General features: G+C 72.7%; 10 protein-coding genes. 1 reads left to right on the forward strand and 9 read right to left on the reverse strand.

Annotation, left to right across the window (positions count from 1 at the left end):
- The 3 genes from ABD981_RS36165 to ABD981_RS36175 all read right to left on the reverse strand — a co-directional run bounded on the left by ABD981_RS36165 (position 1) and on the right by ABD981_RS36175 (position 4,373).
- Positions 1–1,593, reverse strand: coding sequence for a solute symporter family protein (locus ABD981_RS36165; protein WP_046910814.1), 1,593 nt, complete (start codon positions 1,591–1,593; stop codon positions 1–3).
- The gene (locus ABD981_RS36170) at positions 1,590–2,063 is read right to left on the reverse strand and encodes a DUF485 domain-containing protein (RefSeq protein WP_046910813.1); all 474 of its coding nucleotides are present in this window, start codon (positions 2,061–2,063) and stop codon (positions 1,590–1,592) included. The genes ABD981_RS36165 and ABD981_RS36170 overlap by 4 nt, the downstream gene beginning before the upstream one ends.
- Before the next feature lie 192 nt (positions 2,064–2,255).
- Positions 2,256–4,373, reverse strand: coding sequence for a DNA gyrase/topoisomerase IV subunit B (locus ABD981_RS36175; protein ID WP_046910812.1), 2,118 nt, complete (start codon positions 4,371–4,373; stop codon positions 2,256–2,258).
- 435 nt (positions 4,374–4,808) lie between these two features.
- Here ABD981_RS36175 and ABD981_RS36180 point away from each other — a divergent pair, with 435 nt between their 5' ends.
- The gene (locus tag ABD981_RS36180; RefSeq protein ID WP_046910811.1) at positions 4,809–5,039 is read left to right on the forward strand and encodes a DUF7455 domain-containing protein; all 231 of its coding nucleotides are present in this window, start codon (positions 4,809–4,811) and stop codon (positions 5,037–5,039) included.
- A gap of 100 nt (positions 5,040–5,139) precedes the next feature.
- Here ABD981_RS36180 and ABD981_RS36185 read toward each other — a convergent pair whose 3' ends face one another.
- The 6 genes from ABD981_RS36185 to ABD981_RS36210 all read right to left on the reverse strand — a co-directional run bounded on the left by ABD981_RS36185 (position 5,140) and on the right by ABD981_RS36210 (position 14,204).
- On the reverse strand, positions 5,140–5,958 hold the full coding sequence (locus tag ABD981_RS36185; RefSeq protein WP_046910810.1) for a serine protease: 819 nt from the start codon (positions 5,956–5,958) through the stop codon (positions 5,140–5,142).
- A gap of 132 nt (positions 5,959–6,090) precedes the next feature.
- Positions 6,091–7,632 carry an RNA polymerase sigma factor gene (locus ABD981_RS36190; protein WP_046910837.1) on the reverse strand — a complete coding sequence of 514 codons (1,542 nt, stop codon included), beginning with the start codon at positions 7,630–7,632 and terminating at the stop codon, positions 6,091–6,093.
- A gap of 581 nt (positions 7,633–8,213) precedes the next feature.
- A complete protein-coding gene (locus ABD981_RS36195; protein WP_123955009.1) occupies positions 8,214–9,101 on the reverse strand; it encodes a FadR/GntR family transcriptional regulator in 888 nt (295 codons plus the stop codon).
- A 160-nt stretch (positions 9,102–9,261) separates the two neighbouring features.
- The gene (locus tag ABD981_RS36200; RefSeq protein ID WP_046910808.1) at positions 9,262–11,097 is read right to left on the reverse strand and encodes an ABC transporter ATP-binding protein; all 1,836 of its coding nucleotides are present in this window, start codon (positions 11,095–11,097) and stop codon (positions 9,262–9,264) included.
- A 120-nt stretch (positions 11,098–11,217) separates the two neighbouring features.
- Positions 11,218–11,988, reverse strand: a complete 771-nt coding sequence (locus ABD981_RS36205; RefSeq protein ID WP_046910807.1) for an NUDIX hydrolase — start codon at positions 11,986–11,988, stop codon at positions 11,218–11,220.
- 179 nt (positions 11,989–12,167) lie between these two features.
- Complete coding sequence (locus tag ABD981_RS36210) at positions 12,168–14,204, reverse strand: glycogen debranching N-terminal domain-containing protein (protein ID WP_123955326.1); 2,037 nt, start codon at positions 14,202–14,204, stop codon at positions 12,168–12,170.
- Positions 14,205–14,339 lie beyond the last annotated feature (135 nt).

Here is a 14,339-nt window from a genome sequence, read left to right on the forward strand (position 1 = left end):
TCAGACGGCGCCCGCGCCCGTGAGCGCCCGTACCTCCGTCTCGGCGTGCCGGGCCTCGTCCGGCGGCTCCGGTGAGGTGACCGTGCCCAGCCAGCCCGCGAGGAAGCCGAGCGGGATGGAGACCACCCCCGGGTTCTGCAGCGGGAAGAGCTGGAAGTCGACGCCCGGGAAGAGGGATTCCGGGCTGCCGGAGACCACCGGGGAGACCAGGACGAGCAGGACGGCGGGGAGCAGTCCGCCGTACACCGACCAGACCGCGCCCCGGGTGGTGAAGCGGCGCCAGAACAGCGAGTAGAGCAGCACCGGGAGGTTCGCGGAGGCCGCGACGGCGAAGGCGAGTCCGACGAGGAAGGCCACGTTGAGGTCGCGGGCGAGCAGGCCGAGGCCGATCGCCGCCACCCCGATCCCGGCGGCGGCCCACCGCGCGACGGTCACCTCGCTGTACTGCTTCGCGTGGCTGCGGCGCAGCGAGGCGTAGAGGTCGTGGGCGACGGAGGCCGAGGAGGCGAGCGTGATGCCGGCCACGACGGCGAGGATGGTGGCGAAGGCGACGGCGGCGACGACCGCGAAGAGGACGGTGCCGCCGGTGGAGCCCGCGCCGCCGCCGAGATCGAGGGCGAGGAGGGGTACGGCGGTGTTGCCGGCGCTGTTGGAGGCGCGGACGGCGTCGGGGCCGACCAGGGCCGCGGCGCCGAAGCCCAGGACGATCGTCATGAGGTAGAAACAGCCGATGAGGCCAATGGACCACACGACCGAGCGGCGGGCGGCCCGCGCGGTGGGCACGGTGTAGAAGCGGGACAGGATGTGCGGCAGTCCCGCGGTGCCGAGGACCAGGGCGAGGCCGAGGCTGACGAAGTCGACGCGGGCGGTCCAGTCGCCGCCGTAGCGCAGCCCGGGGGCGAGGAAGGCCCGGCCGTGGCCACTGCGGTCGGCGGCGGCGGTGAGCAGCTGGTCGAAGTCGCCGTGGAAGCGGAGCAGGACGAGCACGGTGAGGGTGATCGTGCCGGCCATCAGGAGCACGGCCTTGACGATCTGGATCCAGGTGGTGGCGCGCATGCCGCCGAGCGACACGTACACGACCATCAGCGCCCCGACGCCGATCACGGTCCAGGAGCGGGCCGCTTCGCTGGTGCCGCCGAGGAGGAGGGCGACCAGGCTTCCGGCGCCGACCATCTGGGCCACGAGGTAGAGCACGGAGACGGTGACCGAGGAGGTGCCGGCGGCGATGCGGACGGGGCGCTCGGCCATCCGGGAGGCGACGACGTCGGCGAGGGTGAACCGGCCGCAGTTGCGGACCAGTTCCGCGACGAGCAGGAGCACGACCAGCCAGGCGACGAGGAAGCCGACGGAGTACAGCATGCCGTCGTAGCCGAAGAGGGCGATCAGCCCGGAGATGCCGAGGAAGGAGGCGGCGGACATGTAGTCGCCGGCGATGGCGAAGCCGTTCTCCATGGGCGAGAAGAGCCGCCCTCCGGCGTAGAACTCCTCGGCCGAGCCCTGCCGTTTGCGGCCGACCCAGGTGGTGATCCCGAGGGTGACCGCGATGAAGAGGCTGAACAGCACCAGGGACAGGGTCTGGTGGTTTCCGGTCACCGGCGCACCCCCCGGGTCATCTCCTGGGTGTCCCAGCGCAGTTCGAGGGCGGCCCGGTCCCGGCGCAGCCGGGCGTGCCGGGCGTACGCCCAGGTCAGCAGGAAGGTGGTGGCGAACTGGCCGAGTCCGGCGAGCATCGCCACGTTCACGGCTCCCGCGACCGGCCGGGCCATGAGGCCGGGGGCGGCGGTCGCGGCGACGACGTAGGCGAGGTACCAGAGGAGGAAGCCGGCGGCGGCCGGGAAGACGAACCGGCGGTAGCGGCTGCGCACCTCCTGGAAGGCGGGGCTGCGCTGGACCTCCAGATAAATGTCGGCCGCGCTGGGGGCCTGCTGCCGGGGGAAGCCGCCGTGCGGTCCCGCGGCGGCTGTATCGACCTCGTCGTGCCCGCCCCGGCCGGCGGCCGGCACCTCGTACCAGGGGTCGTCGACCCGCACCGCCGCGGGTTCGCGCCCGTCCTGCTTCTCCACCGGTGAACTCTCCTTGTCAGCGAACCGTTTCGGCCGCGTGCCCAAGGATGGACAGAGCGGGAAGATCCCGGACTCTTCTCCCGTGCTCTTCACCCCATTAGGTGACGGATCCCCCTATACGCCTGACCGGCCCGTCCGATAGGCATATCGGGCGGGCCGGTCAGGGGGTGGTGCCGGGCGCGCCGGCGCGCGTCAGGCGTCGATGCGCGAGCGGTCGAGGGTCGCCGCGGAGCTGGTGATGAACTCCTTGCGGGGAGCCACGTCGTTGCCCATGAGGAGGTCGAAGACCTGCTCGGCCGCCTCCAGGTCGCCGATGTTGATCCGGCGCAGGGTGCGGTGGCGCGGGTCCATCGTGGTCTCCGCCAGCTGGTCCGCGTCCATCTCGCCGAGGCCCTTGTAGCGCTGGATGGAGTCCTTGTAGCGGACGCCCTTGCGCTGGAACTCGAGCAGCGTCTGGCGCAGTTCGCCGTCCGAGTACGTGTAGACGTACTTGTCCTGGCCCTTCTTGGGCTGGATCAGCTCGATGCGGTGCAGCGGCGGCACGGCGGCGAAGACCCGGCCGGCCTCGACCATGGGGCGCATGTAGCGCTGGAAGAGGGTCAGCAGCAGGCAGCGGATGTGCGCGCCGTCGACGTCGGCGTCGACCAGCAGCACGATCTTGCCGTAGCGGGCGGCGTCGATGTCGAAGGTGCGGCCCGAGCCCGCCCCTATGACCTGGATGATCGCTCCGCACTCGGCGTTCTTGAGCATGTCCGAGACGGAGGACTTCTGGACGTTGAGGATCTTGCCGCGGATCGGCAGCAGCGCCTGGAACTCGCTGTTGCGGGCCAGCTTGGCGGTGCCGAGCGCGGAGTCTCCCTCGACGATGAAGAGCTCGCTGCGCTCGACGTCGTCGCTGCGGCAGTCGGCCAGCTTGGCCGGCAGCGAGGAGGTCTCCAGCGCTGTCTTCCTGCGCTGCGCCTCCTTGTGCTGGCGGGCCGCGATCCGGGTGCGGGCGGCGGCGACGGCCTTCTCCAGGACGGCGCGGGCCTGGGCCTTGGCGTCGCGCTTGGTGGAGGTCAGGAAGGCCTTGAGCTCGCGGGCGACCACGGTGGCGACGATCCGGCGGGCCGCGGAGGTGCCGAGCACCTCCTTGGTCTGGCCCTCGAACTGCGGCTCGGCGAGGCGGACGGTGACGACCGCGGTGAGGCCCTCCAGAGCGTCGTCCTTGACGATGTCGTCCTCGGCGACGCGCAGCAGCTTGGCGGAGCGGAGCACCTCGTTCACCGTCTTGGTGATCGCCTGCTCGAAACCGGAGACGTGGGTGCCGCCCTTGGGGGTGGCGATGATGTTGACGAAGGACTTGACCGTGGTGTCGTAGCCGGTGCCCCAGCGCAGGGCGACGTCGACGCCGAGCTCCCGGGTGACCTCGGTGGGGGTCATGTGGCCGCGGTCGTCGAGGACCGGGACGGTCTCCTTGAAGGTGCCCTGGCCGGTGAGGCGCAGCACGTCGCAGACGGCCTTGTCCTGCGCGAGGAACTCGCAGAACTCGCTGATGCCGCCGTCGAAGCGGAACGTCTCCTCGCTCTTGCCCACGCCCTCCAGGTCGCGCTCGTCGCGGACGACCAGGGTGAGGCCGGGCACGAGGAAGGCGGTCTGGCGGGCACGCTGGTGCAGCGTCTCCAGGTTGAGCTTGGCGTCCTTGAGGAAGATCTGGCGGTCGGCCCAGTAGCGGATGCGGGTGCCGGTGCGGGTCTTGGGGACGCGCTTGCCCTTGAGGAGGCCGCCGGACGGGTCGAAGGGGCTGTCGGGTCCCTGCTCGGTGAACATCCCGGGGACGCCGCGGCGGAAGCTGACCGCGTGCGTGGCACCGTTGCGGTCGACCTCGACGTCGAGGCGGGCGGAGAGGGCGTTGACCACGGAGGCGCCGACGCCGTGCAGACCGCCGGAGGCCGCGTACGAGCCGCCGCCGAACTTTCCGCCGGCGTGCAGCTTGGTCATGACGACCTCGACGCCGGAGAGCCCGGTCTTGGGCTCGATGTCGACGGGGATGCCGCGCCCGTTGTCGCGGACCTCGACGGAGCCGTCCTCGTGGAGGATCACGTCGATGTGGTCGCAGTACCCGCCCAGGGCCTCGTCGACGGAGTTGTCGATGATCTCCCAGAGGCAGTGCATCAGGCCGCGGCTGTCGGTGGACCCGATGTACATACCGGGTCGCTTGCGAACCGCTTCGAGCCCTTCCAGGACGAGCAGGTGCCGCGCGGTGTAGTTGGAACCGTCACGGTCTGCGGTCAGCAGCGCACTGGACGGCACGGACGTCTCGGCGGTCACGCGGTTCGCTCCTCGCTGAATTTGAAATCTGGCCCGGTGGGGTAAGGCCCGGCGTCGGTCACCGGTCAGAGGGTACCGATGCCTGGTAGAGCCGTTGTAACGCCACCCACCTGATTCCTCATGCTAGTCCAGGGTCGCATGGATGTTCGATCCCTCGATGGGGTGACGCGAACATCACGTTCCCTTCCAGGCATGAACCATTTAGGGTTCGGGCACGTCCTCATGAACAACCGGCAACCCGCCGGGAGGATGCGACCACACACAGCAATGCGAAACCCGTAGAGCGAAGCAATACGGCTCATTCGCCGCCAACCGGCAGCAGACAGCCACCTTGGGAAGAAGAAGTTTCGAGGAAAAGCCACGAGCGGGAACGTTTTCGGCCTGGTTGGATGTTGACCCTGGTACGACAGCTCGTCGAGCTAGAGAAGAGGCGACGTGACTACTGTTCTGACCCCCGCGAGCCCCCTGACGGCCGCTGACCGCTGCGACCGCTGCGGCGCCCAGGCATACCTGCGCGTCGTCCTGACGAGCGGCGGTGACTTGCTCTTCTGCGCCCACCACGGACGCAAGTTCGAGCCGGAACTCAAGAAGATCGCCGCAGAAATACAGGACGAGACGGACCGGCTCACCGACGTGCCGGCCCGCACGATGGGCGACGAGCACTGACGCTTCTCATCCACGACGAGCCAGGAGCCGGTAGCTGACGACCGGCCGACGGGCGGTCACCCCCGCAGCACAAGGGGGGTGACCGCCCGTTCTCACACCGTCAGAACCGCTGTGGCGGCACCGCGGAGACCCGGGTGTAGACCCCGGGGTTCTCCGCCTGTCCGCAGCCGCTCCCCCAGGACACCAGGCCGATCAGCCGGCCCCTGGCCACCAACGGCCCTCCGCTGTCCCCCTGGCAGGCGTCCCTGCCCCCCTCGGGATCTCCCGCGCACAGCATCGTGTCACCGCGGTACGCCACGCCCGTACCGCCCGGATACGCCCGCTCACAGGCCGCGTCCGGCAGCACCTGGACCCGCGCCGAGCGCAGCGACATCGCGTACGTGCCGCTGCCGGTCGTGTCGCCCCAGCCGTACACGTCCGCCGCCGTTCCCGGGTCGAGCGCCGGATCGCCCGGGGCCGCGACCGCGATCACGTACGAGGCCGGCAGCGCCTCCTCCAGGGTGAGGACCCCGAAGTCGCCCGAGTTGGTCCGGGAGTCGTAGTCGGGGTTGACCCAGGTCCCGGCGACCCGGATCTCCTGCCCGCCCTGTCCGCGCAGCGAGCTGCGGCCCGCGATCACCTTGAAGTCGGGCAGCTGCCACGGCTCGCCCCCGAGGGCCTCACGCCCCAGGCAGTGGGCCGCCGTGAGCACCTTGGTGGGCGCGACGACCACACCGCCGCAGAACTGCCCCGCCCGGGTACCCCCGAACCGGTCACGGCTGGAGAGCGCCACTACCCACGGCGCGTCGGTGATCCTGGCCGGCTGCCCGCCGACCACGACGCTGTCCGCGGCCGCGGGTGCGGCGGCGGCGAGCGGCGGGGCCGCCGCCGCGATCAGGCCCAGGGCACCGGTCAATGCTCGGGCGAGGGGACGACGCATGAAGCCTCCTGACTCTCCGGTGATGTCGCTTCACCCAGAGTCCGCCACGCCCGCCGCTCCCGCACGCGCGCACGACGAAGGGCCCGGCCCCCTTCCGGGGGAACCGGGCCCTTCGCGCCTCGCCGTCGAGGATCAGTCGAGGTAGTCGCGCAGCACCTGCGAACGCGACGGGTGACGCAGCTTCGACATGGTCTTCGACTCGATCTGGCGGATGCGCTCACGCGTCACGCCGTAGACCTTGCCGATCTCGTCGAGCGTCTTCGGCTGCCCGTCGGTGAGACCGAAGCGCATGGAGACGACGCCCGCCTCACGCTCGGAGAGCGTGTCGAGGACGGAGTGCAGCTGCTCCTGCAGCAGCGTGAAGCTGACCGCGTCGGCCGGGACGACCGCCTCGGAGTCCTCGATGAGGTCACCGAACTCGCTGTCGCCGTCCTCGCCGAGCGGGGTGTGCAGCGAGATCGGCTCGCGACCGTACTTCTGGACCTCGATGACCTTCTCCGGGGTCATGTCGAGCTCCTTGGCCAGCTCCTCCGGCGTGGGCTCGCGGCCCAGGTCCTGGAGCATCTGGCGCTGCACACGGGCGAGCTTGTTGATGACCTCGACCATGTGCACCGGGATACGGATGGTGCGGGCCTGGTCGGCCATGGCGCGGGTGATCGCCTGACGGATCCACCAGGTGGCGTACGTGGAGAACTTGTAGCCCTTGGTGTAGTCGAACTTCTCGACCGCACGGATCAGACCCAGGTTGCCCTCCTGGATCAGGTCCAGGAAGAGCATGCCGCGGCCGGTGTAGCGCTTGGCCAGCGAGACCACCAGACGGAGGTTGGCCTCCAGGAGGTGGTTCTTGGCGCGGCGGCCGTCCTCGGCGATGATCTCCAGCTCGCGCTTGAGCTTGGGGGCCAGCTTGTCGGAGTTCGCCAGCTTGTCCTCGGCGAACAGACCGGCCTCGATGCGCTTGGCGAGCTCGACCTCCTGCTCGGCGTTGAGCAGCGGGACCTTGCCGATCTGCTTGAGGTAGTCCTTGACCGGGTCCGCGGTGGCACCGGCGACGGCGACCTGCTGGGCCGGCGCGTCGTCCTCGTCCTCGTCGGACAGGACGAAGCCCTTGCTCTCGCCCTCGGACTCTTCCTCGTCCTTGCCGGGCGCGACGTCCTCGAGCAGCTCCTCGCCCTCGAGCAGCTCTTCGTCGTCCTTCTTGGACGTCTTCTTCGCGGCCGTCTTCTTGGCGACGGTCTTCTTGGCCACCGCCTTCTTGGCGACGGTCTTCTTGGCGGCAGCCTTCTTGGCGGGCGAGCCGGCCTCGTCGGACGGGTCCGCGCTCTCGGCCGCCGGGGCCGCGGAGGCGGCCGAGACGGTCTTCGTCACGGTCGTCCTGGCGGTGACGGTCTTGGTGGCGGTGCGCTTGGCCGGGCTCTTCGCAGCGACGCTCTTGCGGGCGCGCTTCGGCGACTCCGCTGCACTGACCATCAGCGTCACACCCTCTTCCTCGAGGATCTGATTGAGGCTGCGCAGAACATTCTTCCACTGGGTTGGCGGAATCTGGTCAGCCTCGAAGGCCCGACGCACGTCATCGCCGGCGATCTGCCCATCAGCCTTTCCCCGCTCGATGAGCGCCATCACAGACTCGGACTCGGCGATCTCCGGCGGGAGCGTACGGGATGTGCTGGCCGACACGAACAACCTCTCGGAACGATGGAAAACGGCTTCCGGCCCCGCCCTGGATCAGGCTGGAGCCGACGACCGTCGGCCGGAAATGTGCCGACGGCGCGGGCTGGACCGGGGAACTGCACAGCGCCCTCAGCGGCGGCTGTATTCCTTCCTCGGCTGTCACCTCTTAGGTCATCGCGCGGCTTCGAGGAGTGTTACGCCCAATCCGCGTGGCCCGAGTCACACCCCATTCACGCCCATTATTGAACGAAACGGTCCGAAGGTGACCCTGTCGGCCCGATCAGCCGCTTCTTCGTGATCACCCTGACTCGGCGCGATCGGCCCGTTCGGCACGATCCGCCCGCCGGACACGGCCCGCCCGCCCGGCACGACCGGCCCGTGCGGCACGTCCGGCCGCCCCGACGCGACCCGTCCGCGCGACCCGTCCGCGCGGCACGCCCCGACGGCCCGGCACTCCCCGGCCCGTGCCTTCGCGCCGCCCGACCCTGGCGCAGCCGGGGAGGACCCTCCGCCCCGGGGCTCCGCTCGGGTCCGGCGGCACGCGGCGGGGCGTCCGGTCACTTCCGGCCGCGGCGCCGCCGCGCGCGTCAGTGCTCGCGGGGGGCCGGGACGACACGCTCCACCTCGGGGTGGACGGTCAGCAGCTGGCGCATGGCCGTCTCGGCGCCGTGGGCGTCGCCGGCGGCCAGGGCGTCGACGATCCGGGCGTGGTGCGCGAGGCAGGCCTCGCCGGGGCGGTCACAGCTGGTGGCGGGGGCGCCGGACACCTGGAGCGCGGCGCCGACGATGCCGGAGAGGTGCTCCAGCATGCGGTTGCCGGCGAGCTGGATGAGCAGGGCGTGGAACTCGGCGTCGGCGCGGGAGAAGGTGATCCCGTCACCCTGGGCGTAGGCGTGGCCCATGATCTCGACCATGTCGGCGAGGCGCTGCTGGACGTCCTCACGGCCGTGACCGGCGGCGAGCCGGGCGGCGAGGGGCTCGATGGTCCAGCGGAGCTCGTTCAGCTCGCGGCGCTGGTCGTCGCGCTGCGGGCCGAAGGCCCGCCACTCGATGATGTCGGGGTCCAGGAGGTTCCAGTCGCTGACCGGCCGGACCCGGGTGCCGACGTTGGGCCGGGCGCTGACGAGGCCCTTGGCCTCGAGCACGCGCAGCGACTCGCGGACGACCGTGCGGGACACCTCGAAGCGCTGACCGATCTCCTCCGGTACGAGGGGACGGTCGGCACCCAGGTCGCCCGAGACGATCATCTGGCCGAGCTGCTGGACGAGCTGGCCGTGCAGTCCGCGGCCGCGGCTGCCGGCGGTCCTGCGGCCGACGCGGCCGAGGTCGGCCTCCGCGCCCTCCCAGGAGGGCGGGCCGACGCGGTCGGCTCCGGGAGCCTCCGCGTAGGGGTAGCGGTCGAGATCGCCCGGGGCGCCGAGGCCGGACTCGACGGAACGGGCGGCGGTCATCATCGTGTGCGCAAGGGTACTCACGCATCCTTTGTCGGCGTGCCTCTCGTGACCCTTGAGGTCTTTGGTGAAAAGCACACGAAAGGGTGATCGGCACCCCCTACACAATTGACGATTAATCGGACATAAAGGGCTTCTTTTAAGGAAGTTGGCGGCGATCCGGAACCTTTCGATCCGCCGATGATCACCAACGAGCCCTACCTCGAAGGCCGGTGAGCACATAGGCGCAGAGCAGGACCGTCAACGTCATTGCGAGGGCCACTCCTACGGGCTGCCCGACCACCCGCAGCGCCCCCATCACCCAGCGGTCGGCCGCCGAGGACCACTCGATGCTGGCGAACTCGCGCAACCGGGCCGGGAGTCCCGCCACCGAGCGCCCTGACGCCCCCGCGAGCACCGTCCGCAGCGGCGGGGCGAACAGCACCGGCACGGCGAGGACCGCGGCGACCCCCGCCGCGGCGGCCCGGAAGACACCCGCGCCGAGCACCCCGGCCCAGGCGCAGCCGATCACGAGCCCGAACCAATTCGCGCACAGACCGGCCCAGTTCCCCGGTACGGGGATCAACTCACCGCCGTAGACGAGGCGCAGCGCCTCCAGGTCGGCCACGACGACCAGGACGGCGAGGAACGCCCCGACGGCCGCCGCGACGGCCAGCTTGGCCAGCAGCAGCCCCAGGCGGCGCGGGACGGCCCCGCGCCCGGTGGTGAGCGCCGGGTAGCGGTACTCCTCCCCGAAGGAGAAGGCGCCGAGCAGCCCGGCCCCGAGGGCCGCGGGCGGCAGCGGGGAGATCCCGGGCCAGCCGGCCAGGACGGCGGGCAGCGGCGTGCGTCCGCTGCGGGCGAGCAGTACGGAGAGGGCCACCGACACGACGAGGACGCCCGCGACGACGAGGAACGTGGACGGCACCCCGAGCAGCCGCCGGACCTCGTAGCGCAGGGGCCGCAGCGGCGAACGGTTCCGGGCGCGGTGCGTACGGGGGGCGGAGGGCTCGGCGGGACGGGGGGCGGAGGGGCCGGGGAGCCTCTCCGCCGGGACGGGGCCGTCGGCCGGGTGGGCCGGGCCCACGGGCCCGGCGGGCCCCGGGGACCCACCGGCGTCGGGCGCGGAGCCATCGGAGAGACGGGCCGCGGCGGTGTCGGCCGGCGAGCGGGTGTCACCGGTCTCGTCGGCGAGCCGGTGGATGAGCACGCCGTTGCGGAAGGCGCTCTCGCCGACGGTGGCGCAGTCGCTGCCGTAGACGGAGAGGCGGTTTCCGCCCTCCGTGACCACTTCGACGGGGCGACGGGCGGCGCGCGACTCCTGGGTGAGGACGGCGGCGAGCCGGGCCGCGTGCGGGGTACGGACGGCGACCCGGGGGCGCAGCCGGGTGCGGGCGAACTCGGCGGCGTCCTGATCGGCGGTGAGCCGCCCGCCGTCGAGCGCGACGATCCGGTCGGCGTTGCGGGCCGCGTCCTTGGGGTCCGCGGTGGCGTAGAGGACGGTGCCGCCCTCGTCGGCGTGGGCACGCAGCAGTTCGTAGAGCCAGGCGCTCTCGCGTACGGAGAGGCCGGCGGCGGGCTCGTCGAGCAGCAGGGCGTGGGGGTCGCCCAACAGGGCGGAGGCGAGGCCGAGTCGGCGGTCCATGGCGAGCGGCAGCGTGCCGATGCGCTGGTCGTGGACACCGGTGAGGCCCACGGCCTGCAGCATCTCGTCGGCCCGGGTGCCGGGTACCCCTGCGGCGGCACAGAGCATGCGCAGCTGGCTGCGCAGGGTGCGCGAGGGGTGCCCGGGGACGTCGCCGAACAGCACGCCGACCTCGCGGGCCGGGTGCGCCACCCGGTGCAGCGGCCGGCCCCGGAAGTAGGTGACGCCACGGCCCGGTTCGAGCTGGAGCATGAGCCGGAGGGCGGTGGTCTTGCCGGATCCGGCCGGCCCGAGCAGGGCGGTGACGGTGCCCGGCCGGGCCTCGAAGGTGAGGTCGTCCACAGCGGGCGGGCGGTCCCGGCGGGGTGTGCTGGTGAGTCCGATGGCCTGGAGCATCGCTTCTCTCGCGGGTAGGTGAGACCGCTCCGCGGCAGGGCGGCTATCCCAGCAAGATAACGCTACATTTCGGACTTTTGGCGCAGGGTTGGCAGGTCGGGGCGGCCGGGGAACCGCCCGTCAGACCTCCGGGCGGAGCATCGGCGGGTTCAGCAGGGTGGCCCCACCAGCGCGGAACAGCTGGGCGGGGCGCCCGCCCTGACGGGTCGTGGTGCCGCCGGCCGGCACGAGGAAGCCGGGCGTGCCGGTCACCTTCCGGTGGAAGTTGCGCGGGTCGAGCGCCACGCCCCACACCGCCTCGTAGACCCGGCGGAGCTCGCCGACCGTGAACTCGGGCGGGCAGAACGCCGTGGCCAGCGAGGAGTACTCGATCTTGGAACGGGCGCGTTCCACACCGTCGGACAGGATCCGGGCGTGGTCGAAGGCGAGCGGCTCCGCCTGCCCGTCCTCGTGCGCACCGGCCCCCTCCGGCCCCAGCAGGTCCTCGACCGGAGCCCAGCGCGCGCTGTTCGCGTCGCCGCCCGCACGCGGCGCCGGAAGATCCGGGGCCAACGCCAGATGAGCCACGCTGACCACCCGCATCCGCGGGTCCCGGTCCGGCGCCCCGTAGGTCGCCAGCTGCTCCAGGTGCGCCCCGGTCCCCGGTACGGGCGCGGGGGCGGCCGGGTCGTGCACGCACAGACCGGTCTCCTCCACCAGCTCGCGCGCGGCGGCGCCGTCGAGGTCCTCGTCGGCCCGCACGAACCCGCCCGGCAGCGCCCAGCGCCCCTGGAACGGCTGCTCTCCCCGTTTCACGACCAGGGCGCACAGGGCGTGGCGCCGCACGGTGAGCACGACCAGGTCGACGGTGACGGCGAAGGGCGGAAAGGCCGACGGGTCGTAGGGAGGCATGCGGCGATCATAGTCGTCTCCCTGACGATAAACACGCCCGAGGGAAGGATCGCCTTCCACTTCTCGGGGGCCCTCCCCTCCCCCCCTCCCCCCCGGCCCACCCCACCCCACTCCCCCACCCCCGCACTCAGGTACCGCAGCCCCCCGCCCGGTCCCCACGCCCTCCGCTCGGCATGCCGTCACACCCCCAGCTGGAGGCCCGGGGCGGCCTCTTCGACCATGCCGAGGCCGAGCCGGCCGACCCGAGCCGCGAAGGGCTCGCCCGCGACGCGGAGTCCCGACAGCCGGACCTCGCCGAGCGGTGCCGAGCGGAGCGGATGCAGGGCGACCGTCCGGCCGGGTGCGTCGGGCCGGACGCCGACCAGCACGGTCAGCAGCTGGACTCCGGCGGCCGCCGCCACCGCCGCGGGCCGGCAAGCGGCCGGGTGCGGCACGGGCCGGGAACCGGATGTCCGCCGCTCACCCGCGTACATCTCGGGAAGCCGGTGGTCGAAGGCCGCCGCCGCGTCGAGGATCCCGCGCAGCAACGTGGCCGCCTCCGCCTCGTACCCCGCCGCGGCGAGCCCGGCGACGGCCACCGAGGTCTCGTGCACCCGCACCGCTCCGGAGCGGTGCCCGAACGGGTTGTGCCCCGGCTCCTTCGTACCGAGGCCGCGCAGCCCCCATCCGGAATCCATCGCGGGAGTCGTGAGCAGCCGGGCCAGCCGCTCCGTCTGGCTCTTGTCGAGCAGGCCCGGCGCGTGCCCGCCCGAGGCCGTGAGCCCGGTGTCCAGGAGGTGTGCCGCCCAGCCTCCGAGGTAGGGCAGGAGGCGTCCGTCGGGGGTCCTGGCGAGCGCGGGGCGTCCGCCGGAGGGGTCCTCGATCCAGAACCGGTCGCGGAACCGCTCGCGCAGGGCCCGCGCCCACTCCCGCCAGGCGTCCCCGCCCGGCCGGCCGCAGGCGTCGAGGAGGTCGGCGCCGAGGACGGCGGCGCGGTGCGCGTGAGCCTGGGTCTCGGCCCGGGCCGGTCCGGCGGGCCCCGACTCCTGGACGAAGCCGCTGTCGTCGAGGGACCCGCGCAGCCACTCCAGGCACCGCTCCGCCACCGGCAGCAGTTCGGCGAGGTCCTGCTCGGGCAGCCCCCAGCGCCGGGCCTCGGCGAGGACCGCGGGTAGGGCGAGAGTGGCCTCGACCCCGGTGCATCGGGGCGGAAGGTGGGGGCCCGCGTCCCTGAGCGGCCCGGGGATGCGGCCCGATGCGGTTCCGGCTTCTCGGAGTTGGGTGCGGGCGAGGGCGCGCAGGGTGGTGACGGAGAGCCGGGTCCCGAGGGGAAGGGCCATCCGGGCGGCCCACAGGGCTTCGGCGGTGACGGGTCCGCACCGCCAGGGGACTCCGGCAGCGAGGTGCACGTCGACGGGGTGGACGGGGTCGCGCTGGAGCAGGGCGCGCAGGTCGTCGATCGAGGTGCGCAGCAGTTCGCCGAGGCGGGGGTCGTCGCCCTCGGCGGTGGCGTCGGCGAGGACGTGGCCGCCCGGGCGGCCGGCGCCGGGGCCCGGGTGTCGGGCGGTCCGCTCGCCGCGGACCCGGAGGGTGAGGACGAAGCTGTCTCCGGGGGCGAGCTCGGCCTCCCAGCGGAGCAGTCCTGCCGCGGCGAGGGCGTCGCTGGGCGGGGGGTCGGCCGTGACGGCGCTCGCGCTTCCGTCAGGGGACGTCCAGCGCAGCCCGGTGCCGTGGACGCTCGCGGGGAGTTCGGGACCCGCCCGCCCGGCCGAGGCCGCGCCCAGGTCCGCGAGATCCGTGCCCAGAGCGATCTCCACGGGGAGCCGCAGGGCGCGGGCGGCGGAGCTGCGCAGGGTGATCCGTTCGGTCCCGTCCGCCTCCCGCGAACGCTCCACGGTGAGGCCGGGGTCGGGCCCGGGGTCGCCGGGCGTGCGCACGACGCCGAGGAAGTCGGCGTGGCCGGCCGTGGTCGTCCGGCCCTGGAGCGGGACGGGTTCGCGGCCGGCGACGCGCAGGACGCAGCGGGAGAGGAGTCTGCGTCCGAAGAGGTAGACCCCTTCGAGGCCGGCGCCGGTGAGCTGTGCGTGCCGGGGACTGACGGAGAGGGCGGGCAGGGCGACGCAGACGAGGGCGTCGTGCACGGCGGGCAGTTCACCGGGGCGGTTCGCGCCGGTGGCTCCGAAGGGGGGCGGGGGTCCGGCGGGGGGCCCGGGGGCCTGGGCGGAGCTGGAGGCCATGACGGGTGCGTGATGCTCTCTGTGCGGTCCGGGCGGCTCGGCCGGCCCGGGCGGCGGCTGCGCCGGGAGCCGCTGGGTCGGTCCGCGCTTCCGGCTGTGGGGCGGCGGCCCGGGTCGTGCGGAACCGCCACACAG

The sequence above is a fragment of the Streptomyces showdoensis genome (assembly GCF_039535475.1).
Taxonomy (GTDB): Bacteria; Actinomycetota; Actinomycetes; order Streptomycetales; family Streptomycetaceae; genus Streptomyces; species Streptomyces showdoensis.